This is a genomic window from Sphingomonas kyeonggiensis (genome assembly GCF_014204495.1).
Classification (GTDB): domain Bacteria; phylum Pseudomonadota; class Alphaproteobacteria; order Sphingomonadales; family Sphingomonadaceae; genus Sphingomonas; species Sphingomonas kyeonggiensis_A.
The window spans coordinates 1,116,060-1,141,904 of sequence record NZ_JACHLN010000002.1 but is presented as its reverse complement, the minus strand read 5'-3'; the positions used below and the strand labels follow the sequence as shown (position 1 = coordinate 1,141,904).

Annotated in this window: 28 protein-coding genes and 1 tRNA gene; 16 read left to right on the top strand and 13 right to left on the bottom strand. The window is 66.0% G+C overall.

Annotated features, from left to right (window positions below):
• Positions 1 to 14: 14 nt before the first annotated feature.
• Positions 15 to 1,124 (bottom strand): DUF3089 domain-containing protein, encoded by a 1,110-nt coding sequence (locus HNP52_RS13030; protein ID WP_184167713.1) that lies wholly within the window; start codon positions 1,122 to 1,124, stop codon positions 15 to 17.
• 198 nt (positions 1,125 to 1,322) lie between these two features.
• On the opposite strand from HNP52_RS13030, the gene gatC reads away from it, so the two are divergent.
• From gatC to HNP52_RS13000, 6 genes are read left to right on the top strand one after another with little or no spacing between them, the layout of a single operon-like run.
• Positions 1,323 to 1,610: an Asp-tRNA(Asn)/Glu-tRNA(Gln) amidotransferase subunit GatC gene (gene gatC / locus HNP52_RS13025; RefSeq protein WP_183994508.1), complete on the top strand. Its 288-nt coding sequence runs from the start codon at positions 1,323 to 1,325 to the stop codon at positions 1,608 to 1,610.
• Positions 1,610 to 3,094, top strand: coding sequence for an Asp-tRNA(Asn)/Glu-tRNA(Gln) amidotransferase subunit GatA (gene gatA / locus HNP52_RS13020; RefSeq protein ID WP_184167710.1), 1,485 nt, complete (start codon positions 1,610 to 1,612; stop codon positions 3,092 to 3,094). Before gatC ends, gatA begins: the two co-directional genes overlap by 1 nt.
• A gap of 1 nt (position 3,095) precedes the next feature.
• Entirely contained in the window at positions 3,096 to 3,251 is a 156-nt protein-coding gene (locus HNP52_RS13015) for a hypothetical protein (RefSeq protein WP_184167707.1), read from the top strand.
• Positions 3,248 to 4,753, top strand: coding sequence for an Asp-tRNA(Asn)/Glu-tRNA(Gln) amidotransferase subunit GatB (gene gatB, locus HNP52_RS13010; RefSeq protein ID WP_184167704.1), 1,506 nt, complete (start codon positions 3,248 to 3,250; stop codon positions 4,751 to 4,753). Before HNP52_RS13015 ends, gatB begins: the two co-directional genes overlap by 4 nt.
• A gap of 20 nt (positions 4,754 to 4,773) precedes the next feature.
• Entirely contained in the window at positions 4,774 to 5,379 is a 606-nt protein-coding gene (locus HNP52_RS13005) for a hypothetical protein (RefSeq protein ID WP_184167701.1), read from the top strand.
• On the top strand, positions 5,376 to 6,020 hold the full coding sequence (locus HNP52_RS13000) for a peptidylprolyl isomerase (protein WP_184167698.1): 645 nt from the start codon (positions 5,376 to 5,378) through the stop codon (positions 6,018 to 6,020). The genes HNP52_RS13005 and HNP52_RS13000 overlap by 4 nt, the downstream gene beginning before the upstream one ends.
• On the opposite strand, the gene HNP52_RS12995 is transcribed toward HNP52_RS13000, so the two are convergent.
• Positions 5,995 to 6,372 (bottom strand): hypothetical protein, encoded by a 378-nt coding sequence (locus HNP52_RS12995; protein ID WP_184167695.1) that lies wholly within the window; start codon positions 6,370 to 6,372, stop codon positions 5,995 to 5,997. The genes HNP52_RS13000 and HNP52_RS12995 overlap by 26 nt on opposite strands.
• Positions 6,369 to 7,298: an acyl-CoA desaturase gene (locus tag HNP52_RS12990; protein ID WP_184167693.1), complete on the bottom strand. Its 930-nt coding sequence runs from the start codon at positions 7,296 to 7,298 to the stop codon at positions 6,369 to 6,371. Before HNP52_RS12990 ends, HNP52_RS12995 begins: the two co-directional genes overlap by 4 nt.
• 89 nt (positions 7,299 to 7,387) lie before the next feature.
• Here HNP52_RS12990 and HNP52_RS12985 point away from each other — a divergent pair, with 89 nt between their 5' ends.
• Positions 7,388 to 7,714 (top strand): metalloregulator ArsR/SmtB family transcription factor, encoded by a 327-nt coding sequence (locus HNP52_RS12985; RefSeq protein WP_184167690.1) that lies wholly within the window; start codon positions 7,388 to 7,390, stop codon positions 7,712 to 7,714.
• A 54-nt stretch (positions 7,715 to 7,768) separates the two neighbouring features.
• Here HNP52_RS12985 and HNP52_RS12980 read toward each other — a convergent pair whose 3' ends face one another.
• The 3 genes from HNP52_RS12980 to HNP52_RS12970 are packed head-to-tail and all read right to left on the bottom strand — an operon-like array spanning position 7,769 to position 8,886.
• A complete protein-coding gene (locus HNP52_RS12980; RefSeq protein WP_260396073.1) occupies positions 7,769 to 8,473 on the bottom strand; it encodes a Crp/Fnr family transcriptional regulator in 705 nt (234 codons plus the stop codon).
• A gap of 28 nt (positions 8,474 to 8,501) precedes the next feature.
• Positions 8,502 to 8,690: a hypothetical protein gene (locus tag HNP52_RS12975; protein ID WP_184167684.1), complete on the bottom strand. Its 189-nt coding sequence runs from the start codon at positions 8,688 to 8,690 to the stop codon at positions 8,502 to 8,504.
• A 16-nt stretch (positions 8,691 to 8,706) separates the two neighbouring features.
• A complete protein-coding gene (locus HNP52_RS12970; RefSeq protein WP_184167681.1) occupies positions 8,707 to 8,886 on the bottom strand; it encodes a hypothetical protein in 180 nt (59 codons plus the stop codon).
• Between the two features lie 112 nt (positions 8,887 to 8,998).
• Between HNP52_RS12970 and HNP52_RS12965 the strand changes: the two genes are divergently transcribed.
• The 3 genes from HNP52_RS12965 to HNP52_RS12955 all read left to right on the top strand — a co-directional run bounded on the left by HNP52_RS12965 (position 8,999) and on the right by HNP52_RS12955 (position 11,784).
• Positions 8,999 to 9,083: transfer RNA gene (locus tag HNP52_RS12965), tRNA-Leu, on the top strand.
• A gap of 72 nt (positions 9,084 to 9,155) precedes the next feature.
• A complete protein-coding gene (gene tig, locus HNP52_RS12960; protein ID WP_184167678.1) occupies positions 9,156 to 10,745 on the top strand; it encodes a trigger factor in 1,590 nt (529 codons plus the stop codon).
• A gap of 112 nt (positions 10,746 to 10,857) precedes the next feature.
• On the top strand, positions 10,858 to 11,784 hold the full coding sequence (locus HNP52_RS12955; RefSeq protein WP_184167675.1) for a glycosyltransferase family 2 protein: 927 nt from the start codon (positions 10,858 to 10,860) through the stop codon (positions 11,782 to 11,784).
• Positions 11,785 to 11,869: 85 nt separating this feature from the next.
• Here the strand turns inward: HNP52_RS12955 and HNP52_RS12950 are convergent, their stop codons facing one another.
• Entirely contained in the window at positions 11,870 to 12,904 is a 1,035-nt protein-coding gene (locus tag HNP52_RS12950) for an aldehyde reductase (RefSeq protein WP_184167672.1), read from the bottom strand.
• On the bottom strand, positions 12,901 to 14,190 hold the full coding sequence (locus tag HNP52_RS12945) for a hypothetical protein (protein ID WP_184167669.1): 1,290 nt from the start codon (positions 14,188 to 14,190) through the stop codon (positions 12,901 to 12,903). The genes HNP52_RS12950 and HNP52_RS12945 overlap by 4 nt, the downstream gene beginning before the upstream one ends.
• A 174-nt stretch (positions 14,191 to 14,364) precedes the next feature.
• Between HNP52_RS12945 and HNP52_RS12940 the strand changes: the two genes are divergently transcribed.
• The 3 genes from HNP52_RS12940 to HNP52_RS12930 all read left to right on the top strand — a co-directional run bounded on the left by HNP52_RS12940 (position 14,365) and on the right by HNP52_RS12930 (position 17,239).
• Entirely contained in the window at positions 14,365 to 15,000 is a 636-nt protein-coding gene (locus HNP52_RS12940; RefSeq protein WP_184167666.1) for an ATP-dependent Clp protease proteolytic subunit, read from the top strand.
• A 121-nt stretch (positions 15,001 to 15,121) separates the two neighbouring features.
• A complete protein-coding gene (gene clpX / locus HNP52_RS12935) occupies positions 15,122 to 16,378 on the top strand; it encodes an ATP-dependent Clp protease ATP-binding subunit ClpX (protein ID WP_184167662.1) in 1,257 nt (418 codons plus the stop codon).
• A 213-nt stretch (positions 16,379 to 16,591) separates the two neighbouring features.
• Positions 16,592 to 17,239, top strand: a complete 648-nt coding sequence (locus tag HNP52_RS12930; RefSeq protein ID WP_184167659.1) for a hypothetical protein — start codon at positions 16,592 to 16,594, stop codon at positions 17,237 to 17,239.
• Here the strand turns inward: HNP52_RS12930 and HNP52_RS12925 are convergent.
• Both HNP52_RS12925 and HNP52_RS12920 read right to left on the bottom strand, forming a co-directional pair.
• Positions 17,236 to 17,679: a hypothetical protein gene (locus HNP52_RS12925; protein ID WP_184167656.1), complete on the bottom strand. Its 444-nt coding sequence runs from the start codon at positions 17,677 to 17,679 to the stop codon at positions 17,236 to 17,238. The two genes, HNP52_RS12930 and HNP52_RS12925, sit on opposite strands and share 4 nt — an antisense overlap.
• Entirely contained in the window at positions 17,676 to 19,112 is a 1,437-nt protein-coding gene (locus tag HNP52_RS12920) for an NCS1 family nucleobase:cation symporter-1 (RefSeq protein ID WP_184167653.1), read from the bottom strand. Before HNP52_RS12920 ends, HNP52_RS12925 begins: the two co-directional genes overlap by 4 nt.
• A 135-nt stretch (positions 19,113 to 19,247) precedes the next feature.
• Between HNP52_RS12920 and HNP52_RS12915 the strand changes: the two genes are divergently transcribed.
• On the top strand, positions 19,248 to 19,868 hold the full coding sequence (locus HNP52_RS12915) for a hypothetical protein (RefSeq protein ID WP_184167650.1): 621 nt from the start codon (positions 19,248 to 19,250) through the stop codon (positions 19,866 to 19,868).
• A gap of 13 nt (positions 19,869 to 19,881) precedes the next feature.
• Here HNP52_RS12915 and HNP52_RS12910 read toward each other — a convergent pair whose 3' ends face one another.
• The 3 genes from HNP52_RS12910 to HNP52_RS12900 are packed head-to-tail and all read right to left on the bottom strand — an operon-like array spanning position 19,882 to position 22,865.
• Positions 19,882 to 20,487, bottom strand: a complete 606-nt coding sequence (locus HNP52_RS12910; RefSeq protein WP_184167647.1) for an isoprenylcysteine carboxylmethyltransferase family protein — start codon at positions 20,485 to 20,487, stop codon at positions 19,882 to 19,884.
• Between the two features lie 3 nt (positions 20,488 to 20,490).
• Complete coding sequence (locus HNP52_RS12905; protein ID WP_184168340.1) at positions 20,491 to 22,197, bottom strand: M1 family metallopeptidase; 1,707 nt, start codon at positions 22,195 to 22,197, stop codon at positions 20,491 to 20,493.
• 23 nt (positions 22,198 to 22,220) lie between these two features.
• Positions 22,221 to 22,865 carry a hypothetical protein gene (locus HNP52_RS12900; RefSeq protein WP_184167644.1) on the bottom strand — a complete coding sequence of 215 codons (645 nt, stop codon included), beginning with the start codon at positions 22,863 to 22,865 and terminating at the stop codon, positions 22,221 to 22,223.
• Between the two features lie 91 nt (positions 22,866 to 22,956).
• On the opposite strand from HNP52_RS12900, the gene lon reads away from it, so the two are divergent.
• Together lon and HNP52_RS12890 are read left to right on the top strand one after the other, a co-directional pair.
• A complete protein-coding gene (gene lon, locus HNP52_RS12895; RefSeq protein ID WP_184167642.1) occupies positions 22,957 to 25,353 on the top strand; it encodes an endopeptidase La in 2,397 nt (798 codons plus the stop codon).
• A 167-nt stretch (positions 25,354 to 25,520) separates the two neighbouring features.
• Positions 25,521 to 25,793, top strand: coding sequence for an HU family DNA-binding protein (locus tag HNP52_RS12890; protein ID WP_086129015.1), 273 nt, complete (start codon positions 25,521 to 25,523; stop codon positions 25,791 to 25,793).
• The last annotated feature ends 52 nt before the right edge of the window (positions 25,794 to 25,845 follow it).

Below are 25,845 nucleotides of genomic sequence, written 5' to 3'. Positions count from 1 at the left end.
CTACGCCGCGCCGATCAGAACGGCCAGAACTTGCGCTTGGCCTTGAGCCGCCGCTCGGCATCGGCGCGGACATTGGCCCAGAACAGGCTGTAGTCGAACACATGGTAGTTGTTGCCCGGCAGCACATAGGGGCCGAGGTCCGGCGGGCTGTTGCCGATCATCAGGATGCCGCGGCCCTCGCAGCGGGCGGGGACGAGGTTCTTGCGGAGGACGGCGCTGGTCAGGTCCTTGCTGGGGAGCAGGCCGCCGAGATTGGCCTCCGCGCCGACGCTGTCGTCCGGTTTTCCGGTGAGCGGGTTGGTGCAGAGCATCGGCGTGCCCTTGCGCGGCTGTCCGGTGAAGCCGCTGCTCTGGTCGAAGGTGTCGAGGATCAGCGAGGGATCGGCGGGATCGGAGAAGCTCTGCCAGGAGAGGATGCAGCCGGTCTCGTCCGGGCCGGAGCAGGCGGGGAGGCCGAGCTTCGGCAGGTCCGCGGTCATCGAGACGGGCCAGCCGACGACATAGGCCGCGACGATGCGCTTCGCGAGCGGCTTGCCCGCCACGCGATCGACGAGCAGCCGGGTGAGGTGGAGCGCGCCCTGGCTGTGGCCGGCCAGGATGATCGGGCGGTTGCCGGCTTCCTTGAGGAACTGGTCGAACGCCGCCAGCACGTCGCGATAGGCGAAGTCGAGCGCCTGGTGCGCCTGTTCCTTGCTGGTGAGGAAGGCGCCGAAGGTCGCCTGGCGGTAGCGCGGCGCCCAGACCAGCCCGGCGCCGTTGAAGGCGCTTGCCTGGCCGCGCAGGAACAGCTCGGCGCGGGCGTTGGCGGCCATGTCGCTTAGCGGCGCGTTCCAGGCCGAGCGATCGAGGAACGAAGTCGGGTGGACGAAGAACACCGCGGCGGGCGGGTTCTCGGCGGGTTTGAAGCCTTCGGGCGTCCACAGCGCGGGGTTGCCGGGCTTGTCCGGCCGGGCGAGCCACAGGTCGGGCCTGGTGTAGTCGCCGGGGGCGGAGAGCTGCACGATGTTCGCGCTGGGCACCATGGCCTGGCGGAGCAGTTCGATGCCCCAGAATCGATAGGCGAAGGTGGCGGCCAGTGCGAGCACGATAAGTCCTACGATGACGTAGAGGAATTTACGGGCCAAGCCCCACTCTCCATTGTGCAATGCAGCATAAAGCCATTTTGTTGCAATCGCATTCCCGGCGGGCGCGATTTCGCCCGGCGCAACTGCGCTTGCAGGCACCACCATAAAGCACCGGAAATTCACTTTACCACCCCGCACGGACGGGAGCCGCGCAAGCCAGCGCTTGAAGGCGCGGGGCGCGGCTGTTAGGCGCCTCCCATGTCCGTCGATACCGCAACCGTGAAGAAGGTGGCGAGCCTGGCTCGCATCGCGATCAGCGATGCCGATGCCGAGCGCCTCGCGCCCGAGCTCAACAACATCCTGGGCTGGATCGAGCAGCTCGGCGAGGTCGATACCTCGTCGGTCGAGCCGATGACCGCCGTGATCCCCAACAAGCTGCGCCTCCGCGAGGACGTGGTGACCGAGGGCAACCAGCGCGACGCCGTGCTGCAGAACGCACCGCAGGGCGAGCACGGGTTCTTCACCGTGCCGAAGGTGGTCGAATAATGACCGAGATCACCGATCTGGGCGTAGCCGCCCTGCGCGACGGCGTGCGCGCCGGCACCTTTTCGGCCCGCGAAGTCGCCGATGCCTTCATCGTCAAGGTGAGCAAGGCCAAGGCGCTCAACGCCTTCATCGTCGAAACCCCCGAGCATGCGCTCGCCGCCGCTGCCGCCGCCGACGAGGCGCTGGCCAGGGGCGAGGCGCTCAAGCCGCTCGCCGGCGTGCCGATCGGCATGAAGGACCTGTTCGCTACCAAGGGCGTGCAGACCACCGCCGCCAGCCACATGCTGGAAGGCTTCAAGCCGGTCTATGAATCGACCGTCTCGCAGAAGCTGTGGGACGCGGGTGCCGGCATGCTCGGCAAGCTCAACCTCGATCAGTTCGCGATGGGTTCGTCGAACGAGACTTCGTATTTCGGCAACGTGATCTCGCCCTGGCGGCGTGGCGGCGGCGACAATGCCCCGCTGGCCCCCGGCGGCTCTTCGGGCGGCAGCTCGGCGGCGATCTCGGCGCGGCTGGTGCCGGGTGCCACCGGCACCGACACCGGCGGCTCGATCCGCCAGCCCGCGGCGTTCACCGGCATCAGCGGCATCAAGCCGACCTATGGCCGCTGCTCGCGCTGGGGCGTGGTCGCCTTCGCCTCGTCGCTGGACCAGGCCGGGCCGATGGCGCGCGACGTGAAGGACTGCGCGATCCTGCTTGAGAACATGGTGGGTTTCGATCCCAAGGACTCGACCTCGCTGAACCTGCCGGTGCCGAAGTGGGAAGAGCTGCTTTCGGGCGACCTCAAGGGCAAGAAGATCGGTATTCCCAAGGAATATCGCCTCGACGGCACGCCCGAGGAGATCCTGAAGCTCTGGGACCAGGGCATCGCCTGGGTGAAGGACGCCGGCGCCGAGGTGGTGGAAGTCAGCCTTCCGCACACGAAGTACGCGCTGCCGACCTATTACATCATCGCGCCGGCAGAGGCTTCTTCGAACCTCGCCCGCTATGACGGCGTGCGCTACGGGCTGCGCGAGCTGGCCGATGGCCAGAACCTGCAGGAAATGTACGCGGCGACGCGCGCGGCGGGCTTCGGCCCCGAAGTGCAGCGCCGCATCCTGATCGGCACCTATGTGCTGTCGGCGGGCTTTTACGATGCCTATTTCACTCAGGCATCGAAGGTGCGCACGCTGATCGCGCAGGATTTCGAGAACGCCTTCACGCTGTGCGACCTGCTGCTGACCCCGACGGCGCCGAGCGCGGCGTTCGCGCTGGGCGAGAAGTCGGCCGATCCGCTGGCGATGTACCTCAACGACGTGTTCACCGTGCCCGCCAGCCTGGCCGGCCTGCCGGCGATGAGCGTGCCCGCCGGGCTCGACAGCGCCGGGCTGCCGCTTGGTCTGCAGATCATCGGCAAGCCGCTCGACGAGCAGGGCGTGCTGGGCGCCGGCCTCGCGATCGAGCAGCGCGCCGGGTTCACGGCGCGGCCGGAGCAATGGTGGTAAGATGAGTTGGTTCGCCGACATCCTGATCCAGGAGATCGCCAGCTGGTTCGGCGATCTCGGCAGGAAGCGGCGGGATATGGCGCCGGACCCGGATTTCAGGTCCCGGCACAAGCGAATGAAGCGCTCGCCACGGCGGGCGGAGAAGGTCGGTAAATGAGCGAATCCACGTACCGCATCCAGGGCGAAACCGGCGAATGGGAGGTCGTGATCGGCCTTGAAGTCCACGCCCAGGTCACGTCCAACGCCAAGCTCTTCTCGGGCGCGGCGACGGCGTTCGGCGCAGAGCCGAACAGCCAGGTGAGCCTGATCGACGCGGCGATGCCGGGCATGCTGCCCACGCCGAACCAGGAGTGCATCCGCCAGGCGGTGCGCACCGGCATGGCGATCGGCGCGGTGATCAACAAATGGTCGCGCTTCGACCGCAAGAACTATTTCTACGCCGATCTGCCGCAGGGCTATCAGATCAGCCAGCTCTTCCACCCGCTGGTGGGCGAGGGGCAGATCGAGATCAGCCTGGACGACAAGGATCCCGAGGCCAACGTCAAGACGATCGGCATCGAGCGCATCCATGTCGAGCAGGACGCCGGCAAGCTGATGCACGACCAGCATCCGACGCGCTCGTATGTCGATCTCAACCGCGCCGGCGTGGCGCTGATGGAGATCGTGTCGAAGCCCGACATGCGCTCGCCGCAGGAGGCTGGGGCCTATCTCAGCAAGCTGCGCGCGATCCTGCGCTATGTCGGCTCGTGCGACGGCAACATGGATCAGGGCTCGATGCGCGCCGACGTGAACGTCTCGGTCCGTAAGCCGGGCGCCGAGTTCGGCACCCGCACCGAGACCAAGAACGTCAACTCGGTCCGCTTCGTCATGCAGACGGTGGAGATCGAGGCGCGGCGCCAGGTCGAAGTGCTCGAGGCCGGCGGCAAGATCGTCCAGGAAACCCGGTTGTTCGATCCGGACAAGGGCGAGACCCGGTCGATGCGCTCGAAGGAAGACGCGCACGATTATCGCTACTTCCCCGATCCCGACCTGCTGCCGCTCGAGCTGGACGATGCCTTCCTCGAGGAGTGCCGCGCCAGCCTGCCCGAGCTGCCCGACGCCAAGCGCCGCCGCTATGAGCAGGCGCTGGGGCTGAGCGCGTACAATGCCGCGACGCTGACGGCCGATGCGGACACTGCCCGCTGGTTCGAGGCGCTGCTCGCCGAGGGCGCGCGCATCCAGAAGAAGGGCGAGCAGGAAGTCGCCCGTGCTTCGGCCAACTGGCTGCTGTCGGACCTGTATGGCGCGCTCAACCGCCTGAACAAGGATCTCGACACCTCGCCGGTGAGCCCGGAGCAGGGCGCCGAGCTGCTGGCGCTGGCCGCAGACGGCACGCTGTCGGGCCCGCTCGCCAAGCAGGTGTTCGAGATCATGCTCGAGACCGGCGATGCCGCAGGCAAGATCGTCGAGGAGCGCGGGCTCAAGCAGACCAGTGACACCGGCGCGATCGAGGCGGTGATCGCGGAGATCCTCGCCAAGAACCCCGGCCAGCTCGAGCAGTATCGCGGCGGGAAGGAAGCGCTGTTCGGCTTCTTCGTCGGCCAGACGATGAAGGCGATGGCGGGCAAGGCCAATCCGGCGGTGGTCAACGAGTTGCTCAAGAAGGCGCTCGCGGGCTGAGGTTGCGAAAGGGGAAAGCGATGATCACGATCCTTTCGGCATTGCTTTTCCTTTCTCCCGCGCAGGCGGCGGACTGCAGCTATGACCGCGCGGCACTGATCGCGCTCGATCAGGACCGGTTCGACCAGGACCTGGACGGTGGCTGGCGGGCGCTGGCGAATCGGGGCTGCGAGCATGCGGCGGCCGAGGCGATTCGCGACTGGCGCGAGGCGCACAAGGCGGAGCTCTCGACGCTCTTCTGGCATGAGGGGCAGATGCGCGCCAATGCCGGCGAGACCGATGCAGCGATCGGGCTGTTCCAACGGGCGCGTAAGCGCACCGGCGGGGACCAGGGGGGTGCCTGGGCGCTCTATGTCGATGGCAGCATCGCGTTCCTGCGCGGGGACAAGGACGGGCTGGAGGCGGCACGCGCGAAGCTCGCCGCCACGCCCAAACCTGCCGATTTCGACGAAGTGGCGCGCGACGACAAGGGCAAGCCGATCCTGATGCCGGACGGCAACCCGTGGCGCATCCAGTGGCCGCTCAACCTGAACGTGCTCGATGCCTTGCGCCGCTGCTGGGGCCAGACCTACAAACAGGCCTATGCCTGCCCGCGGGTCGCTGCGACGAAACAGGAGGGATCATGATCCGGACGCTGACCGCCTGCCTGCTGACCCTGTCGGCGCTTCCGGCCATGGCGCAGACCGCGCCGGCCCCGGCTCCCGCGCCAGTGCCGTCGGCGACGCCCGCCAAGCCGCTGCCGCGCGTGGCGCTGACCACCAGTGCCGGGGTGATCACGGTCGAGGTGGACAATGTCCACGCGCCGATCAGCGGGGGCAATTTCCTGCGCTATGTCGACCAGAAGCGGCTCGATGGCGCGCCCTTCTACCGGGTGGTGAAGGTGCAGGACCATTTCGGCTTCGTGCAGTTCGGCGTGAACGGCGCGCCGGGCAAGGTGCTGCCGCCGATCAAGCATGAGCCGACCACGGTTACCGGCATCAAGCATACCGATTTCACGCTTTCGACCCCGCGCCGCGCGCCGGGGACCGCGCGGGGCGACTTCACCATCCTGCTCGGCGACCAGCCCTCGTTCGATGCCGATCCGAGCAAGCCGGGCGACAATCTGGGCTTCGCGGCCTTTGCCCATGTCGTCGACGGCAAGGATGTCGTTCTCAAGATCTTCGACGCGCCCAACTCGCCCACTGCGACACTGACCGGCGGCTATTTCAAGGGCGAGATTCCCGCCGCGCAGGTGAAGATCCTCACTGCGCGGCGGGTGGCAAACTAGACCGCATTCGCCACCAGAAGGCGCAGCCGCCGGCGATCCCTGCTGCGGCATACCAATAGGGCGTTGCGACAAGCGGGTGGCTGGCGAACGGATCGTCTAGCCAGAACATGCCGCCGATTCCGGCGAGCAGCCCTGCCAGCGGCGCTATCCAGCCGCGTTGGATGCCGAATCGGTGGAGCAGCCAGTAGAGCGGCAATGCCACCAGCGCGCCGATCATGGCGGTTGGTAGATAGGCGATCGGGAAGACGACAAGGCCGAACGTCCCGAACGGGATGCTGAGGACGAGCGACGCTGCCAGCGCGGCGAGCAGCACGCCACCAATGACGCGGCCAAGCGGGAAGGATGTTCTCATGCATGCGCCTCCACCAGTTCGGCGCGGGGCGGCAGGCTAGCCGGGGTGCGGATGTCCCAGGCCAAGCCGAGCGTTTCGAGCAGGCGGATGAAGAGGAAGCCGGGATCGCTCTGGCCGGGATAGAGGCCGATCCGCGCCGAGCCGGGAAAGGCGTGGTGGTTGTTATGCCAGGCCTCGCCCATGGTGATGAAACCGGCCCAGGGCACGTCATGCGCCTGTACGCCGGCGCCCTGGACGATCCAGCTCTGCGGGCCGCGCGTATGGGCGAGGTGGCCGACCAGCCAATGGCCGTGGACGCAGATGAACACCCGGGCGCAGACGCCCCAGACCACGAAGCCCCAGCCGCCGGCCCAAAAGAGCACGGCTGTGATCGGAAGCTGCTGGGCCATCCAGCTCGCCTCGAGGAAGCGATAGAAGCGGTCCTGCCCGGCGCGGCCAAGATCGAAACGGGGCGGGTGAGCAAGTTCGAGCCGGCAATGGAGCTGCCACCAGGCGTCGCGGACGATGCCCCCGGCATGACTGAGATAGGGATGGCAGTGCGGCTGGCGCTGGGCCCAGTCGCGCAGGTCGTGGGTGCGGATGATCCAGTGCGGGCCGCTCATCCCGACCGCGGTGCCGAACCAGACCAGCACGCGCTCCAGCCAGAGCGGGCAGGCGAAGCTGCGATGGATCAGGCGGCGGTGGAAGCCGACCGAATGGCCGAGCAGCAGCGTCGCACCGGTAGTGAGGGCGAACGCTGCGAAGGCAGCGGGTGTGAAGGTGAGCGGCCCGAGCACCAGCGCTCCCGCCATCATCCCGCCGTTCCAAAGCGAATGGGCGGGGTCCCAGACCACGCGTCCGTGCTTAGGGTCGGCGTCGGGCGTCTCGATCAAGCTGTTGACGGCATGGGCGTCGCTTCGGGCGGCATCGATTGCGGCTTCGGACATGGAATCACCTTTTAGGTAATTAAGTCACTGCCTAATCGATATCGTGATTCGGCTGGAAAGCAATGAAGAAATCACTTAAATAGTCCGATATGCAACGCGTCTTCGAAGCCCTGTCGTCCACCGTTCGGCGCAAGATCCTCGCCTATCTCAGCCATGCGGAGCTGACCGCGGGCGAGATTGCCGCGCGGTTCGAGATTTCCAAGCCGGCGGTTTCGCAGCATCTGGCGGTGCTGGAGAATGCCGGGCTGGTGACCAGCGAGAAGCGTGGCCAATATGTGCATTACCGGCTGGTGCCGGACAGTCTGGCCAACACGCTCAACTCCTACCTTCAGGAAGTCTGCCCGGTGTCGAAGCCGCTCAAGGGCGAAAGCGCCGAGATCGCGCGCAAGCGGGGCGAGGGCGCCGCCGAAGACTAGACGGGGCATGCCTCCAGGTGTTCCCCGGCATGGGCCGGGGAACGTGGATTCCGATCAGTTCGCCGGCTTGTCGAGATAGAGGTACAGCGCGTCGAACTCGGCGAGTCCTTCCAGCGCACCCCGATCATGGACGGTTACCTTGCCGCCGCGGAAATCGGCCAGTCCGGCTTCGCGCAGCTCGCGCAGCACGCGGTTCACATGGACCCCGGTCAGGCCCAGGCATTCGGCGAACTGGTTCTGGGTGATCGGCAGGCGGAAGCTGTTGCCTTCCGCCGCGCCGACCACGAGCAGGCGCGACTGGAGCTCGCACAGCAGGTGCGCCGCGCGCTCGATCGCGTTGCGCCGGCCCAGCGACACTTCCCATTCACGGTGGATGCTCGCGTCGAGATTGGTCGAGAACCAGAAGGCGCGGGTGAGGCTGGGGAAGCGGTTGGTCAGCTCGAGCACGCGGACGTGCGGGGCGCGGGCGAGGCGGCACGGCGTCAGCGTCATCACATTGTGATCGAGATAGCCGAGCGTATAGCCGTGCAGGTCGGCGAAATCGCCGGGCACGTGGATGTGGGTGATCTGGCGCTGGCCGTCGCTCAGGTCCTTGTACCGCGCGAGCAGACCGTCGAGCAGCAGGATCGAGCTGTTGAGCCGCTCGCCCCGACGCACCACCACGGTTTCCGCAGGGAAGTCGATCGGGCCGATCAGCGCAGCGCGCAGGGCTTCTTCCTCCGGCTCGCCGATTTCGCAGCGCAGCCGAAGCTTTTTCATGTGCTTGTCTATCATGGGCGCCCGGGCGTTACTGCGCGTCCGCGTCTTGGTTCCTGACGTCACCGGCGGTGCCGCCGACTCCGTCCGGGGCTCCGGCATCCGCCAGCGGCGAATGGCCGTCGCCGCCTTCGCCGCGCTTCACGGCGTCAGCGCGCGCCTCGACGATCTGCTGGAGATCGGAGCGCGGGTCGTCACGATTGCTGTTGCTGTCGTTCATCCTCTCTCTCCTTGTTCTAAGCGATGGGCTGCCCCGGCGCCGGGACGGTCGGCGTGGACGGCTGGGGCGAGGGCACGTCGATATCCGGCGCCGGCGGATCGAGTTCCGGTGGCGGGCTGATCGGCTGGCCCGGCTGCGGCGCGGGCGGCTGCTCGGGGGGCGGCACGGTCGGCTGGACAGGGGGCTCAACGGGCACGTTCGGTCTCCTTGTTTCGCCTGACCAACGCTTCGTGTCGCGATGAAGTTTCTTGCGCCCTTGCGATGAAGCCCCTGACTGCTATAGAGCCCGCCGACCGGCGGTGCCCTGTGCGGGCGTGGCGGAACTGGTAGACGCGCCAGATTTAGGTTCTGGTATCGAAAGGTGTGGGGGTTCGAGTCCCTTCGCCCGCACCAGCATCGCCGCTCGTTTGCCCGCGTCACCGGACGCCGCGACTCCTTTTCTTGAAGTTTGGAAGCCTGAGAAAAATGCAGACTGTCGAGACGTTGAACGAGGGCCTGAAGCGCGCCTACACGCTCAAGATCACTGCCAAGGACATCGACAAGAAGGTCGATGCCGAGGTCAAGCGGGTTGCTCCGCAGGTGCGCATGCCGGGCTTCCGCCCGGGCAAGGTGCCGACCAACCTGATCCGCAAGATGCATGGCGAGGCGATTGCCCAGGACGCGCTCAACAGCTCGATCCAGGAAGGCGTGCAGAAGCTGATCGCCGACAACAAGCTGCGCCCGGCCGTGTCGCCGTCGGTGAGCCTGGAAGGCGAGTATGCGCCGGGTGGCGACGCCGAGATCAAGGTCGAGCTGGAAGTCCTTCCGGACGTTCCGACTCCTTCGATCGACGGCCTGAAGCTCGAGCGCCTGACCGTTCCGGTCAGCGACGACGAGGTGAACGAGCAGCTCAAGCAGCTCGCCGGCCAGCAGAAGGCATGGACCGACGCTCCGGCCAAGCACAAGGCCGCCACCGGCGACCAGGTGACCATGGACTTTGTCGGCACCGTCGACGGCGTCGCCTTTGACGGCGGCACCGGCGAGGGCATGTCGGTCGAGATCGGCACCGGCCGCCTGATCCCGGGCTTCGAGGACCAGCTCGTCGGCGTGAAGACCGGCGACGAGAAGACGATCGACGTCACCTTCCCGGCCGATTACGGCGTGGCCGACCTGGCCGACAAGCCGGCGCAGTTCGCGCTCAAGATCACCGCGGTGAAGACCGCCGGCGAGACCGAGATCAACGACGACTTCGCCAAGACGCTCGGCCTGCAGAGCCTCGAGCAGCTCACCGGCCTGCTCAAGGGCCAGCTCGAGCAGCAGCTGGGTGGCCTGACCCGCACCTATATGAAGCGCAAGCTGCTCGACCAGCTGGCCGCCGGCCATGACTTCGAGGTTCCGCCCTCGATGGTTGAGGCCGAGTTCGACCAGATCTGGCACCAGCTCCAGCACGAAGCCGAGCATGAGGCCGATCCGGCCGCTGCCAAGGCCGAGCTGGACGCCGAGCGCGAGGACTATGTGAAGATCGCCGAGCGCCGCGTGCGCCTGGGTCTTCTCCTGTCGGAGATCGGCACCGCCAACGGCGTCGAGGTCACCCCGAACGAGATGAACCAGCTGATCGCCCAGGCCGCTGCCCAGTACAGCCCGAACGATCGCGAGCGCTTCTACCAGTATGTCCGCAACGAGCCGATGGCCGCCGCCCAGCTGCGCGCGCCGCTGTTCGAGGACAAGGTGGTCGACTTCCTGTTCGACAAGGCCGAGATCTCGGATCGCGAAGTGACTCGCGAGGAGCTGGAAGCCGCGATCGAGAGCGATGACGGTTTCGACACCGGCACGCACACCCACGACCACGACAACCACAAGCCGCGCAAGTCGAAGAAGGCTGACGCAGGCGAGAAGGCCGAGAAGAAGCCGGCCAAGGCCAAGAAGGCCGACGCCGAGCCGGCTGCTGAAGCCGAGGCCGAGCCGGCCAAGAAGCCGGGCGCCAAGAAGGCGCCGGCCAAGAAGGCCGAAGCTGCCGAGGGCGAGGCGGAAGCCAAGCCCGCCAAGAAGGCTCCGGCGAAGAAGAAGGCCGACTAAGGCTTTCCGCTTCGGAAAAGTTCAGGCCCTCGCTCCCGGGTGGAGCGGGGGCCTTTTTCTTGCGCCGCAGATTGCTGTCGAAACGCAGCCGTTTCGGCCCTATGGCTGGCGCATGACCATGCCCAAAGTCGCCGTTCTCCTGCCCTGCTACAATGAAGAAGCCGCGATCGCCCAGACGATCGAGGGGTTCCGCAAGGCGCTGCCGGACGCGACCATCTATGTCTATGACAACAACAGCCGCGACCGCACGATCGAAGTCGCGCGGGCGGCGGGCGCGGTGGTGCGCAGCGAGCGGATGCAGGGCAAGGGCAATGTCGTCCGCCGGATGTTCGCCGATGTCGATGCCGACATCTATGTGATGGCCGATGGCGACGCGACCTATGACCCGGCCTCGGCGGCGGCGATGGTCGCGCGGGTGGCGGAAGAGGGGCTCGACATGATCGTCGGCACCCGCGTCCACGAGGCGGCCGAGGCGTATCGCCGCGGGCACGTGCTCGGCAACCGGATGATGACCGGCATCCTGGCCAGCCTGTTCGGCCGCAGCTTCACCGATATCTTCTCGGGCTACCGCGTCTTCTCGCGCCGCTTCGTGAAGAGCTTCCCGGTGCTCTCGGCCGGTTTCGAGATCGAGACCGAGATCAGCGTGCACGCGCTCGAGCTCAAGATGCCGGTGGGGGAGGTGGAGACCCGCTATTTCGCCCGGCTCGAAGGCTCCGAATCGAAGCTCAACACCTATCGCGACGGCTGGCGCATCCTGAAGACGATCGCGGTGCTCTACCGGATCGAGCGGCCGATGCTGTTCTTCGGCTGGATCGCCGCGCTGTTCGCGCTGCTGGCGATCGGGATGAGCATTCCGCTGGCCTTCACCTGGTTCGAGACCGGGCTGGTGCCGCGCTTCCCCACCGCGATCCTGGCGACGGGGCTGATGATCCTGGCGTTCCTCAACCTGTTCACCGGACTGATCCTGGACACGGTGGTGCGCGGACGGCGCGAGGTGCGGCGGCTGGCCTATCTCGCCCAGCCCGGGCCGCTGAAATAACATCCGTCATCCCGGCGAAAGCCGGGATCTCAGGCGATGGCGGGTAAGGAGCCGCATGAGATCCCGGCTTTCGCCGGGATGACGGTTACTGGTTCTGGACCAACCCCAGCTCGATCAGGCTCTTCGCGGACGCCAGGATCGCCTCCTCGTTGCTCCGCGGCTGCCAGCCGAGCAGCTTGCGCGCCTTGGCGTTGCTGGCGTTGGACTGGATGCCGAGGCGCGGTGCCGCCTCGCGGGCCATCGGGTTGAAGATCGCCATGATCCGCACCAGCCAGCTTGGGATCCGGCGGCGGGTGATGCGGGCGCCAGCCGCGCCGAGGTTGGCGCGCAGCACATCCGCCATCTGCGGAATCGACATCGCCGGGCCGGCGACTGCGAGGAAGCGTTCGCCCGAAGCATCGGCATGGGTCATCGCTTCGATCTGCAGGCTCGCGACGTCGCGGACATCGACCACGCCGAACCACAGGTCGGGCAGGCCGGGCATCTTGCCTTCGATCATCGACTTCACCAGCCAGATCGAGGTCGAGAGATCGTCATTCAGCGCCGGGCCGAAGATGCCGACCGGATTGACCACCGCCAGCTCCAGCCCCTTGCCCCCGGCCGCGACAAAGTCCCAGGCGGCACGCTCGGCGAGCGTCTTGGATTTCATATAGGGCTGGACGGCGGGGCCGTTCACATCGGTCCAGTCCGCTTCGCTATAGTCGCCGGAGCGGTTGCCATGGCCATAGCCGATCGCGGCGAAGCTGGAGGTGACGACGGCGCGCTTCACGCCCGCCGCATGGGCGGCGCGCAGGACACGGAGGGTGCCGTCCACCGCCGGGCGGATCAGCTCCTGTTCGTCCTCGGGCTGGCTCTGCGGAAAGGGCGAGGCGACGTGCTGGACATAGTCGCAGCCGGCCACGGCCTCGGCCCAGCCATCGTCCTTCTCCAGATCGGCGGCGAAGAAGCTTAGGCGGCTGGTATCGGCACCTGCCTTTTCGAGCGTGGCGCGGACCTGGGGCTCGCGGGCGAGGTTGCGCACGGTGGTGCGGACATTGTGCCCCGCCGCCAGCAGCTGGAGGATGACATGGCTGCCCACAAAGCCGGAGCCGCCGGTGACCAGGATCGTGTGCGTCGTCATTGCGCCATCATGGGTGTGCGCCCCCGCGCCTGCAAGCGGGCGAAGATTCCGACGAGCAGGCCGGCGGCAAGAAAGGCGAGCAGCGGCCAGACGGCATAGGCGTATCGGGGCACGGGCTGGACCAGCGCATAGGGCAGGCCGGCGACCGCGATGTAGAGCGCGAACAGGCCGTGGAAGCGCCGGCGCCGGATCAGGCCGACGAGCAGGCCGGCCAGCCCCAGCGCGGCGACCAGCCGGATCATGTCGATCCGCGGCGTGGGAAATGCCTCCCAGTTGGTCAGCGCGCCCTGCCAGCGATCGGGGAAGTAGAATTGGCGATAGTGCCGCAGCGCCAGCCGGGCGAAGTCGAGCGGGTTGGCGCGAATCCAGGCGCCGGTTTCCCGGGCAAGTGCGCGCGAATAGGCGGCTTCGCCGCCGGCGGCGCGCAGCCGGGCCTGGGTCGCTTCATTGTCGTTGGGGTGGATCGCCTGCATCCGCGCCTGCGATTCGGCGAGCGGATCGGCGGGATCGAGCGCGCCGGGATAGTTGGCCAGCGCCATTTCCAGCCCGACATTGTCGCGCAGCAGGATCGGGCTGCCCATCACCTGCGCGTTGCGCAGCACCCAGGGCGCGAGGACCAGCGCCAGCGCGGCCGCGGCGGTCGCCGCGAAGGCGAGGGTTCGGCGGAAGGGCAGGCGGCGCAGCGCGAGCCACGCCCAGCAGGCATCGACCGCCAGTCCGGTGGTGGGGCTGACGAAGAAGGTCGCGGCCGACAGCGCGGCGCCAACCAGCAGCGGCTGGCTCGCGATCGTCTCGCGCTGGTCCAGCGTGACGATCAGCCAGAGATTGGCGAGCGCGAGCAGCGTGGCGAGCCCGCCTTCCCAGACACGGAAGTCCGCGGCTTCCTGCACGATATGGCCGGGCAGCAGGCAGAGCAGTGCAAGCCCGCCGATCAGCGCGGCGGGTTGCCAGCCGGCCCGTTCGAACAGCTTGCGGGCAAGCAGCCAGGTCGCGCCGAGCAGGGCGAGGGTCCACAGGCTGAGGATCAGGCTGGCCGCCGCCGAATCGCCGAACACGCGCGCCACCGCGGCGGCGCCGACGATCGTCGTGGGCATCAGATGCGCGGTCGGGCCGGTGCCCGGTCCGAAGGCATCGGCCAGCGTGCCGGTCCGGGCGAGCGCGGTTACCGCGCTGCTTGCCTCGCCCAGGTCGAACGGGGCGAACAGGCCGCGCACCAGCACCAGCCAGGCGAGGCGGATCGCCAGCCCGGCGATCACCAGCCAGATCGCCGCGTCGCGCATCGTCACGCGCGCGCTTCCTGCTTCGTCTCCGCTGATGCCGTGTCTCCCCTGGCCGGTGTCGAACCCGCTTGTCACAGACTAACCATAACCAAGGCTTGAACTCCGCTCGTCAAGCGCCGATGTTGCAGCGGGCAAACAGACATAATGAGACATTCACCCATGCATCCGCTTTCCGGTCAGATGACCATCGACCCCGTCACCGGCGGTCTCGTTCCCATCGTCATCGAGCAGTCGAGCCGCGGTGAGCGCAGCTTCGACATCTATTCGCGCCTGCTGCGCGAGCGAATCGTTTTCGTGACCGGCCCGGTCGAGGACCATATGGCCTCGCTCATCACTGCCCAGCTGCTTTTCCTCGAGTCCGAGAACCCGAAGAAGGACATCTGGATGTACATCAACTCGCCGGGTGGCGTGGTGACCGCCGGCATGGCGATCCACGACACCATGCAGTATATCCGTCCGCGCGTCGGCACGGTCTGCATCGGCCAGGCAGCGTCGATGGGCAGCTTCCTGCTCGCAGCCGGTGAGCCGGGCCTGCGCGTGGCGCTGACCAATGCCCGCATCATGATCCATCAGCCCTCGGGCGGTGCGCAGGGCATGGCGTCGGACATCGAGATCCAGGCCAAGGAAATCCTGCGCATCAAGCGCCGGATGAACGACCTGTACGTGAAGTACACGGGCAAGTCGCTCGATGAGATCGAGCGTGCGATGGACCGTGACACCTTCCTCGAGGCCGACGAGGCCAAGGCTTTCGGCCTGGTCGACGAGGTTTACGAGAAGCGTCCGATGCCGACGGATGGTGAGGCTCCGGCAGCCTGATCCGTCAGTAGGTACTTAAGGAGTCTGGCGTAATAGCCAGATTCCAGTTTGCCGGATAATCTCCCGCGTGTAGGATAGCGGGTGGCGTAACGTGCGCGCGACGCACGAAGGATGGAATTGAATGACCAAGCTTAGCGGCGGAGACTCGAAGAGCACGCTCTATTGCTCGTTCTGCGGCAAGTCGCAGCACGAAGTGCGCAAGCTCATCGCAGGACCCACCGTGTTCATCTGCGACGAGTGCGTGGAGCTCTGTAACGATATCATTCGGGAAGAGACCAAGTCCGCGCTCGTCAGCAAGAAGGACGGCGGGGTTCCGACGCCGCAGGAGATCTGCGACGTCCTCGATGACTATGTGATCGGCCAGAAGCGCGCCAAGCGCGTGCTGTCGGTGGCGGTGCACAACCACTACAAGCGGCTGAACCACGGCGCCAAGGGCGCGGACGTCGAGCTTTCCAAGTCGAACATCCTGCTCGTCGGCCCGACGGGCTGCGGCAAGACGCTGCTGGCCCAGACGCTGGCGCGCATCCTCGACGTGCCCTTCACCATGGCGGATGCCACCACGCTCACCGAAGCCGGCTATGTCGGCGAGGACGTGGAGAACATCATCCTCAAGCTGCTCCAGGCTTCCGACTATAATGTCGAGCGGGCGCAGCGCGGCATTGTCTACATCGACGAGATCGACAAGATCAGCCGCAAGGCCGAGAACCCGTCGATCACGCGCGACGTGTCGGGCGAGGGCGTGCAGCAGGCACTGCTCAAGCTGATGGAAGGCACCACGGCTTCGGTTCCGCCGCAGGGCGGCCGCAAGCACCCGCAGCAGGAATTCCTGCAGGTGGACACGACCAACATCCTGTTCATCTGCGGCGGTGCCTTTTCGGGCCTCGAGAAGATCATCGGCGATCGCCTGCAGGGCAAGTCGATCGGTTTCGGCGCGCATGTCGCCTCGCCGGACGAGCGCCGCACGGGCGAGATGCTCAAGCAGGTCGAGCCGGAGGATCTCCTCAAGTTCGGCCTGATCCCCGAGTTCGTCGGCCGCCTGCCGGTCATCGCGACGCTCGAGGACCTCGATGTCGAGGCGCTGATCAAGATCCTCACCGAGCCGAAGAACGCGCTGGTCAAGCAGTACCAGAAGCTGTTCGACATGGAGGGCGTGAAGCTCGGCTTCAACGACGACGCGCTTACTGCCGTCTCGAAGAAGGCGATCGAGCGCAAGACGGGCGCACGCGGTCTCCGCTCGATCCTGGAGGGCATCCTGCTCGACACGATGTTCGACCTGCCGTCGATGGACGGGGTGGACGAGGTCGTGGTCGACAAGGACGTGGTCGCCGGCACCAAGGAGCCGGTCCGCGTCTATGCCAAGAAGGAAAAGGCGGGCTGAGCGTAGCACGCTAGCTCCGGCTGGAATTTGGAAGGCCCTTTCCGCGAGAGCGGGGAGGGCCTTCTGCTATCTGCCTTCCCGTTCCCCGGCGAAAGCCGGGGCCCAGGGTCACAAGCGAGACGTCGGAGAAACCCTGGCCAGGCTTTCGCCGGGGAACTTGTACTCTTTGTGCGATGCGCCATCATGCTGCCCGATGGCGATCGGGGGCACGCTTTGACCAGCACGGACGCGCATGCCCGGCGCCGCAACGTTCGTTTCTGGCATGCCTTTGTCTGGCTGCTGGTCGGGGCGGTGACCTATGCGGTGGCGCTGGCGGTCGCGGTGCTGCTCTATCCCGATCCCAAGGACGTGCTGGCGCCGGTGATCGGGCCCAGCCTGTATCTCACGCCGTTGTTCGGCATGCCCTATCTGTTCGCCAGCGCCCGGCAGCGCGGCTGGGTGCGAAGGGTGGTCTATTTTTCCGTGGTGCTGACTTGCGCGCATGTCGCGGCCAACTATCTCGCGTGGCGGCATGCGATGCTGAGCTACTCGTTCGAGCCGGGCACCCAGACCTGGGTGCGCGACCTGGGCACCGGGGCAGTGGGTGGCTTTGCCGGCGGTGTGCTGGCGCTGATGCTGCTGGTGTCGTTGCGCCTGGCGCCGTTCACCGCCGCGAGCCGGGCGATCATCCTGTTCGGGATCGCGGCGCTGACGGCTTTGGGGGCGCTGGGCATGGCTGAGGGGCTGCAGCTGACCAATGCGCTCGAATATGAGCTCAGGTCCTCGCGTTTCGTCTTCTGGTTCGAGTGCGTGCATCTGCCCTGGCAGGCCTGTCTGGCGTTTTTCCTCGCCTGGCTGATGCGGCTCGGGCGGCGGGCCTAGTTGGTGTGATAATGATGGAGAAGGAAGCGATTCCACCCGCGTTTCGTCCGGCTCTCCACCGCAAAGTCGAATCCCTCCCCCAAGCCGGGCCAATATGCAAAGCGCGCCAGCCCGGCCGGCATCTCCGCCTCAAAGGCGATGGCGTCGGGATGGATATCGCTGGCGTCGGCGAGCTTTCCCTGGGATCGCTTGCCGTCCGAGGTGAACGACCAGAAGGCAAGGGTGCCGTCACTATCCTTGCCGAACAGCGCCATCTCCTCATAGCCCATGCCGCTCCACTGTGCGTCGAGGCGGATGAAGGCGCCGTTCCAGATCCGCTCGAAACGGCGGGTGCACTTCGCCTGGCTGGCGGGTTCGGGGCCGCCCGGCCGTGCGGTCCAGCTGCCGATCAGCGGCGCGAGGACGCCCAATGCGCCGCGACCCTTTTTCCAGCCGTTCATCCCCGCTTCCGCATCAACAGGGTGTAGATTGCCAGGGCGATCGCCAGGCCGATGAACCAGGCCCAGGTGTAGATCGCCATCCACAGCGCCCCTGCCGAGAAGATCGAAGGCGCGGCGGTGGCCAGGAAGCCGGGCAGGTTGGGCAGCAGGCCGGCCGCGAAGGCGATCAATGCCGCCGGGTTCCAGCCGCCGCGATAGCGATAGGCGCCGTCGGTGCGGTAGAGATCCGGGACCACCAGCTCGGTGCGCCGGATCAGCCAATAGTCGGCGATGAGGATGCCGGCGATCGGGCCGAGCAGCGCCGAATAGCCGGTTAGCCAGACGAAGATATAGCCGCCGCTGGAGGCAAGCAGCTTCCAGGGCATCATCAGGATCGCAATGGTCGCGGTGATCATGCCGCCAGCGCGGTAGTTCACCTTTGACGGCCAGACCGATGAGAAGTCGTAGGAGGCGGAGACAAGGTTCGCGGCGATATTGCACGAGATCGTGTCGATGCTGATCACCAGGAGGCCGAGCAGCACCAAAGGCCCTTCGAATCGGCCGGCGAGCGCAACCGGGTCCCAGATCGCCTCGCCATAGATGGTCACGGTCGCGCTGGTGGTGATGACGCTGGCGAGCGCGATCAGGCCCATCATCGGCGGCAGGCCGATCGACTGGCCGATCAGCTGGTCGCGCTGGGAGCGGGCGAAGCGGGTGAAGTCCGGGATGTTGAGCGCCAGCGTTGCCCAATAGCCGACCATCGCGGTGAGTGCGGGCCAGAACACCGTCCAGAACTGGCCCTGCTTCGCGCCGCCGGGAGCGAAGGCGGAGGGCGCATTGAAGATCGGGCCGAGGCCGCCCGCGGCGTCCACGGCCCACCAGACCAGCGCGATGCAGACCAGGATCTTCACCGGCGCCGTCCAGGTCTCGAGCCGACGGATGGTCAGCAAACCCTTGCGCACGAAGAAAAGCTGGAATGACCAGAAGGCAAGGAAGGCGATCAGCTGGCCGATCCCGATGCCGAGCAGCGGTAGCTGAGCGCCGCGAAGGTCGCTGCCGAGTGCCACGCCGAGCAGGGTGAGCAGCGCCTCGCCACCGATCCAGGTCTGGATGCCGTACCAACCACAGGCAACCAGAGCGCGTGCAAGGGCAGGAAGCCGCGCGCCGGCGGTGCCGAAAGAGGCGCGGACCAGCACCGCATAGGGAATGCCGTGGCGGGCGCCGGCATGCCCGATCAGCAGCATCGGAATGAGGACGACAACATTGCCCAGCAATACGGTTAGCGCGGCCTGGCCTGCGGACATGCCTTGCTCGACGAGCCCGGCTGCGAGCATCCAGGCCGGTACCGCGACGATCATTCCGATCCACAGTGCGGCATAGTGATACCAGGCCCAGCTGCGCTGTTCCGGCCCGGTGGGCGCAAGGTCACTATTCCAGAGCTTCTCGTCCGCCACGCTTCCCCCCGAAATGCTGGCTCCAACGCGCTGGAATGTCGCCCGATCTTCGCTGCGCTGCAAGATCGACTTTTGTTGACGCGACTCAAGATGAGGCGCACCCTCGCTGTATTAGCCGGATAAAGGAGTTGTCCTATGTCTGATGCTGCAATCCTCGCGGACGAAGACCCCCGCGAGTATCATTCGTCGTTCAATCTTGCGCTCGATTCCGCTGCGGGCACGGCTTTCAAATGGCTCGTCCTTGGCCATCTGTTCTTCATAGCGGCGTTGTGCGTGCTCACCTTGGCGAATGTCGCCAACGGAGCGGTGTGGATCACGCCGTTGCTTACCTTGCCCCTCGTCTGGGCCGGGCGAGGCCACAAGCTGGTGATGAAGGTCGCCGTGCTGATCGTCGGGCTCACCTTCGCACATTGGGCAGCCGCCCAATTGGCGAACCAGGTCAGCCTGTCGACCGATCCGATGCGGTTCGGCCTGATCGGCGGCGGTGTCGGCTCCGGGTTGGCGCTGCTGTTCGTACTGGGCAGCGGACTTGGCCGGCCGGGGATCGCCACGGCAATCTTCGCGGTGTTCGGCACTGCGTTGCTTGCGGGCCTCGGTGCGCTGGTCGTCTATCTCTACATGACGACCGTTACGGCAAACCAGGGCTTCCCGGGTGACTGGCTCCAGCTGCTCAAGATCTATGTGCCCTGGCAGATCGCCTTCGGCTTCGTGCTGGCCAAGGTGCTGCGGCCCGACGGCGGACTGATCGAGGAGTAACCTTCCCCCGGGCTCAAAGGAGCCCGGGTACGAAGCGCTTCACGCGCGCGGCATAGGCGTCATAGTCGGCTCCGAACTGCGCGCGCAGAAGCGCTTCTTCGCGCCGCACGCGCATCCAGGTTCCGATCCAGTAGAGCGGCACCGCGATCAGCAGGCCGCGCCAATGGCCGAGTGCCAGCGCCATGACGAGAATCCAGGCGAACAGCGCGACATAGATCGGGTTGCGGATCACCGCGAACGGCCCCCAGGTCACGAGCTGGTGATCGTCGCGGGTGCGCGCGACGATCGCCCAGTTGCGGCCCATCGCTCGCGAAGAGGCGAAGAACAGCGCCAGCACGGCGCCGGCAAGCAGCAGTACCGCGATCACTTCGGCGATCGCGGAGCCGTCCGGCGCCCCGAGGATCAGCTTGAGCGGACCAAATCCCACCGCGAAAAAGGCGAGGCCCTGGACCGCCACGCCCAGCATTGAGCCCGAATCGCGTTCGCTGGTGACCTCGCTGCCCGCCGGGCCGCGCCTGGCCTTCGCAATCAGCAGCATCACGATCCAGACGAGCAGACTGCCGGATAGGATGGCGACCGCATAGACGCTGGTGGGCTCGGGATGGACCAGTCCGATCATCGATTACCTCCGATAGGCGTAACGCTGAAACGCATCGACCGCGGCCGAATATTTGAGGATGCGCGAATCCGGATCGACGATGACATGCGCGCCGGCGGGCACGGTCAGCGTCGCGGTGCCGCCCGGCATCTCGACCTTCTTCACCTTGCCGTCGATCGACACTTCGACCGGCAGCGGGAAGGACTTGTTGTTCTGCACTTCCCATTTGAGCGTCAGCGTGTCGCCCTGGCGCTGCTCGATCAGCTTCGGCAACTCGGCCTGATAGAGATAGACGTCGAAGAACCATTGCAGGTCCTGGCCGGTAATCTGCTTCACATAGCCGATGAACTCGGGCGTGGTCGCGAAGCGCGGCTTGAAGTTGCCCGGCTTGGGATCGGTCCGGCCATAGACGAGCAGGCGCGTGGCATCGAGGAACTTGTCGTCGCCGATCAGGTTGCGCAGCGTGTGGAGGATCCAGGCGCCCTTGACATAGATGTCCTGGCCGGGGCCGCCATTCTCCTCCTCATAGACCTGCTCCTCGGTGCGGATCTGGCCCGAGACGATCGGCGCATGGTTGGTGATTGAGAGACGGAAATCCTCCATCATGATCGCATAGCGCGCCTCGCCCTCGCGCCAGCGGCCATAGAGCGGCTGCATGTACTGGGCGAAGCCCTCGTGGAGCCAGTAATCGTCCCAGTTGCCGGCCGACATCTGGTTGCCGAACCACTCATGGCCGAGTTCGTGCTGGAAGATTTCGTCGAAGCCCGACGGGTATTGCTTGTAGTTGTTGCCGTACGCGTTGATCGTCTGGTGCTCCATGCCGAGATGCGGGGTCTCGGCGACGCCGACCTTCTCGTCGCCCCAGGGATAGGGGCCGATCACGCTCTCGTAGAAGTCGAGCGACGGCGCGAACTCGTCGAACAGCTTCTTGGCCTTCTCGTCGCGGCCCGGCAGATACCAATATTGCATCGGGATCGTATTGCCGAAGCGGCTCTTATAATCCGCCTGGAGCAGCTTGTAGGGTGCGATCTGCAGCGTGACCGAATAGGGATTGGGGCTGCGGGCGGACCAGTTCCAGGTCGAGCGGCCATCGGCAAGCTCGTCCACCTTCACCAGCTTGCCGTTGCCGGCAGCCTTCAGTCCCTTGGGCACGGTGATGTGCAGATCGACCGTGTCCGGCTCGCCGCGCGGGAAATCGAGGCAGGGCCAGAACAGGTCGCAGCCATAGCCTTCGGCGGTGCTGGCGATCCAGGGCTGGCGGTCCGCCCCCGGCGTCTTCGCCCAGACCATGCCGTCATCCCAGGGCGCGCGCACGGCGACGTGCGGCGTGCCGCTATAGGTGATCTTCACGACCGCCTTGCCGCCGGCCTTGAGCGGGTGGGGCAGGGTGATGCTGAGCCGCCCTTCCGGATTGCTCCAGTCCGCGGCGGTCAGCGCCTTGCCGTCCACGCTCACCGCGCTGACCGGCAGGTTCCTGTCGAGATCGATCTGCAGAGCCTTCTGCGCGATCGCGCTGGTGATTGTCAGCGTGCCGGTGCCCTCGATGCGCTGCTTGTCGGGAAACACTTCGATCGCGAGATCGGCATGGTCGAGGTGCAGCGCGGCGCGCTCGGGGCTGATCGGGCCGCCCGATTCCTGGGTAGTCGGGGTGATCGGCGGCTCGCCGGGCTTGATCGTCTGCGCGCCCGCGGAAGTGGCGGCAAGCGCCAGGGCTGAGGCGGCAAGGAACAGGGACGTACGGATGAGAGCCTCCTTCAGGCGAGTTCGACGTCAAAGGCGTCGATCCGGAGATCAAAATCAAATGCTTTTTGCAGCACCTGGATGCGGGCAGGCCACGCGATCCCGGTTGACGAGCGCACGCGACCCTCGAAGATCAGGTTCTCTTCGATCGGCGGGCCTCCGTCGGGAGACACGACCTGGTAGGTGCCCGTGGCAGGGCGGCCGTCGGCGCCCAGCGTGAAGCGGATATCGGGGAAGCCCTCTCTCCGTGCGATCACATCGCTACCCTCGGCGCGTAATCGTGCACCGACGAGAAGCAGATAGCCGTAGATGCCGAACTGCTGCAGCTCGTGCAGCGCCTGAGCAGCGGGCAGGGGTGTCCGCTTTCCCGCCTGTTCCACGAACCCGCCGCTCGGTTCGACCGTCATCGTCCTGGCGGTCCAGGAGCCGTGGAGGGGCAGCCAGCTGCGGGAAATCGCCTGGCTAAAGGGGATGACTCTCGTCTCGACTGCGATTTCCACAGGATTGTCCCGCATGCCAGTGTAGATGGTTGCCCGGCCATCCCACTTTAACATCCTGACTCGGCTCAATAATTTGCGTCCGCCCATTGCTTCGATGGCCTGTTCGGCCAGGTCGGGGGCAGGAAAAATGCTTGCCCGTGCCGCAATGGGAAGCAACACTCCGCATCCTAAGAGCGTTCGCCGATTGATGCGGGCTCCGCGGCCACCATATAATGGAGGATAGGAGCCCTGTACGGGCTCAGGAGTATTCATGAAGCAGTCCTACCCCGTTCTTCCCCTTCGGGACATTGTCGTCTTCCCGCACATGATCGTGCCGCTGTTCGTGGGCCGCGACAAGTCGGTCGCCGCGCTCGAGGCAGCGATGGCCGACGACAAGGAGATTTTCCTCGTCGCGCAGCTCGATCCGGCAGAGGATGATCCCGGCCGCGAAGACCTGTATGATACCGGCGTCTCTGCCGAAGTCCTCCAGCTGCTCAAGCTGCCCGATGGCACCGTGCGTGTGCTCGTCGCCGGCAAGGAGCGCGGCTCGCTCGTCACGATGCAGGAGGGCGGCGCCTTCCTGACCGCCGAGGTCGCGCCGATCGACGACGATGCCGTCGAAGGCAGCGAGATCCAGGCGCTGATGCGCTCGGTCGTCGACCAGTTCGAGAATTACGCCAAGCTCAACCGCAAGCTGCCGGCCGAGACCGCGGTGCAGCTCGGCGAGCTGGATGACGCGTCGCGCCTGGCGGACGCGGTTGCCGCCAATATCGCGGTGAAGGTTTCCGATAAGCAGTCGCTGCTGGTCGAGACCAATCCGATGAAGCGCCTCGAGATGGTGTTCGCCTTCATGGAGGGCGAGCTCGGCGTGCTGCAGGTCGAGAAGAAGATCCGCAGCCGCGTGAAGCGCCAGATGGAGAAGACGCAGCGCGAATATTATCTCAATGAGCAGCTCAAGGCGATCCAGCGCGAGCTGGGCAATGAGGGTGAGGAAGGCGATGGCGACGAAGTCGCCGAGCTGACCCAGAAGATCGCCACGCTCAAGCTGTCGAAGGAAGCGCGCACCAAGGCCCAGTCGGAGCTCAAGAAGCTCAAGACCATGGCGCCGATGAGCGCCGAGGCGACGGTGGTTCGCAACTATCTCGACGTGCTGCTCGGCCTGCCCTGGGGCAAGAAGTCGAAGCTCAAGAAGGACATCGCCGAGGCGCAGGGCGTGCTCGACGAGGACCATTACGCGCTTGAGAAGGTCAAGGACCGGATCGTCGAATATCTCGCGGTCCAGGCGCGCACCAACAAGCTGAAGGGGCCGATCCTGTGCCTCGTCGGTCCGCCGGGCGTCGGCAAGACCTCGCTAGGCAAGAGCATCGCCAAGGCGACCGGGCGCGAGTTCATCCGCCAGTCGCTCGGCGGTGTGCGTGACGAGGCCGAGATCCGCGGCCACCGCCGCACCTATATCGGCTCGCTGCCGGGCAAGATCGTCACCAACCTGAAGAAGGCCGGCACGAGCAACCCGCTGTTCCTGCTCGACGAGATCGACAAGCTCGGCCAGGATTTCCGCGGCGATCCCGCCTCGGCGCTGCTCGAGGTCCTCGATCCGGAGCAGAACAACAAGTTCAACGATCACTATCTGGAGATCGACATCGATCTTTCGGACGTGATGTTCGTGTGCACCGCGAACTCGCTGAACCTGCCCCAGCCGCTGCTCGACCGCATGGAGATCATCCGTCTCGAGGGCTATACCGAGGACGAGAAGGTCGAGATCGCCGAGCGGCACCTGATCGAGAAGCAGATCGAGGCGCATGGTCTCAAGGAAGGCGAGTTCACCCTCACGCCCGAGGGCCTGCGCAAGCTGATCCAGAACTATACCCGCGAGGCGGGCGTGCGTACGCTGGAGCGCGAGATCGCCAAGCTCGCGCGCAAGGCACTGCGCAAGATCCTGGAAGGCAAGGCCGAGAGCGTGACGATCACGCCAGAGAACCTGGCCGAGTTCGCCGGGGTGCAGAAATATCGCCACGACATGGGCGAGGAAGAGAACCAGATCGGTGCGGTCACCGGCCTGGCCTGGACCGAAGTGGGTGGCGAATTGCTGACCATCGAGAGCGTCACCGTGCCCGGCAAGGGGTCGATCAAGACGACCGGCAAGCTGGGCGACGTGATGAAGGAATCGGTCGAGGCCGCGTTCAGCTTCGTCAAGGCGCGTAGCCCGGCCTATGGCATCAAGCCGAGCCTGCTCCAGCGCAAGGACATCCACGTCCACCTGCCGGAAGGCGCGGTGCCGAAGGATGGTCCGTCCGCCGGCATCGGCTTGGTCACCGCGATCGTCTCGACGCTCACCGGCGTGTCGGTGCGCAAGGACATCGCGATGACCGGCGAGGTCACGCTGCGTGGCCGCGTACTGCCGATCGGCGGTCTCAAGGAGAAGCTGCTGGCGGCTCTGCGGGGTGGCATCAAGACCGTGCTGATCCCGGACGAGAACCAGAAGGATCTCGCCGAGATTCCGCAGAACATCCGTGACGGGCTGGAGATCGTCCCGGTCAAGCATGTCGACGAAGTGCTGCGCCTGGCGCTCACCGAGCCGCTCACGCCGATCGACTGGACCGAAGCCGATGAACTGGCCACCCAGCCGCCGGCTGCTCCCACCGGAATGGGGGACCCCCTGCATCATTGATGCAGGGCAACCCCAGCCGTTCGCTGACCGTAACCTTTTCGTCACTTCGAGGGAAAAGCGGGCCGAAACGTTTTGACAGCCCGGGCGGCGGCGTGCTGACGTGATCGCTCGGCCTGCCGCCGCGACTCACGTATTTGTGCGAATTTCATGAGGGGGAAAGTCACGAAATGAACAAGCAAGAGCTGATCGGACAGGTCGCCGATACCTCGGGCCTTGGTAAGGGCGATGCGAGCAAGGCTGTAGAGGCCGTGTTCGATGCCATCCAGGCCGCGCTCAAGAAGGGCGATGAGGTTCGCCTGGTCGGCTTTGGCACCTTCTCGGTCAGCAAGCGCAAGGCGTCGACGGGCCGCAACCCGCGTACGCGCGAGCCGATGACCATCAAGGCGTCGAACCAGCCCAAGTTCAAGGCGGGCAAGGGCCTCAAGGACGCAGTCAACTAAGACTGCACAAAAGCGGGTTTGGGGCTGGACAGCTGGGGCTGTGCCGCCTAAA

Coding starts and splice junctions, on each gene's coding strand:
- HNP52_RS12940 (WP_184167666.1), top strand. CDS start 14,365: ATGACCATCGACCCCGTCACCGGCGGTCTCGTTCCCATCGTCATCGAG.
- gatA (WP_184167710.1), top strand. CDS start 1,610: ATGACCGAGATCACCGATCTGGGCGTAGCCGCCCTGCGCGACGGCGTG.
- HNP52_RS12915 (WP_184167650.1), top strand. CDS start 19,248: ATGTCTGATGCTGCAATCCTCGCGGACGAAGACCCCCGCGAGTATCAT.
- HNP52_RS12990 (WP_184167693.1), bottom strand. CDS start 7,298: ATGTCCGAAGCCGCAATCGATGCCGCCCGAAGCGACGCCCATGCCGTC.
- tig (WP_184167678.1), top strand. CDS start 9,156: ATGCAGACTGTCGAGACGTTGAACGAGGGCCTGAAGCGCGCCTACACG.
- HNP52_RS12995 (WP_184167695.1), bottom strand. CDS start 6,372: ATGAGAACATCCTTCCCGCTTGGCCGCGTCATTGGTGGCGTGCTGCTC.
- gatC (WP_183994508.1), top strand. CDS start 1,323: ATGTCCGTCGATACCGCAACCGTGAAGAAGGTGGCGAGCCTGGCTCGC.
- HNP52_RS12910 (WP_184167647.1), bottom strand. CDS start 20,487: ATGATCGGACTGGTCCATCCCGAGCCCACCAGCGTCTATGCGGTCGCC.
- HNP52_RS12975 (WP_184167684.1), bottom strand. CDS start 8,690: ATGAACGACAGCAACAGCAATCGTGACGACCCGCGCTCCGATCTCCAG.
- HNP52_RS12985 (WP_184167690.1), top strand. CDS start 7,388: ATGCAACGCGTCTTCGAAGCCCTGTCGTCCACCGTTCGGCGCAAGATC.
- HNP52_RS12955 (WP_184167675.1), top strand. CDS start 10,858: ATGACCATGCCCAAAGTCGCCGTTCTCCTGCCCTGCTACAATGAAGAA.
- HNP52_RS12890 (WP_086129015.1), top strand. CDS start 25,521: ATGAACAAGCAAGAGCTGATCGGACAGGTCGCCGATACCTCGGGCCTT.
- HNP52_RS13005 (WP_184167701.1), top strand. CDS start 4,774: ATGATCACGATCCTTTCGGCATTGCTTTTCCTTTCTCCCGCGCAGGCG.
- gatB (WP_184167704.1), top strand. CDS start 3,248: ATGAGCGAATCCACGTACCGCATCCAGGGCGAAACCGGCGAATGGGAG.
- HNP52_RS12925 (WP_184167656.1), bottom strand. CDS start 17,679: ATGAACGGCTGGAAAAAGGGTCGCGGCGCATTGGGCGTCCTCGCGCCG.
- HNP52_RS13000 (WP_184167698.1), top strand. CDS start 5,376: ATGATCCGGACGCTGACCGCCTGCCTGCTGACCCTGTCGGCGCTTCCG.
- HNP52_RS12950 (WP_184167672.1), bottom strand. CDS start 12,904: ATGACGACGCACACGATCCTGGTCACCGGCGGCTCCGGCTTTGTGGGC.
- clpX (WP_184167662.1), top strand. CDS start 15,122: ATGACCAAGCTTAGCGGCGGAGACTCGAAGAGCACGCTCTATTGCTCG.
- lon (WP_184167642.1), top strand. CDS start 22,957: ATGAAGCAGTCCTACCCCGTTCTTCCCCTTCGGGACATTGTCGTCTTC.
- HNP52_RS13015 (WP_184167707.1), top strand. CDS start 3,096: ATGAGTTGGTTCGCCGACATCCTGATCCAGGAGATCGCCAGCTGGTTC.
- HNP52_RS12980 (WP_260396073.1), bottom strand. CDS start 8,473: ATGAAAAAGCTTCGGCTGCGCTGCGAAATCGGCGAGCCGGAGGAAGAA.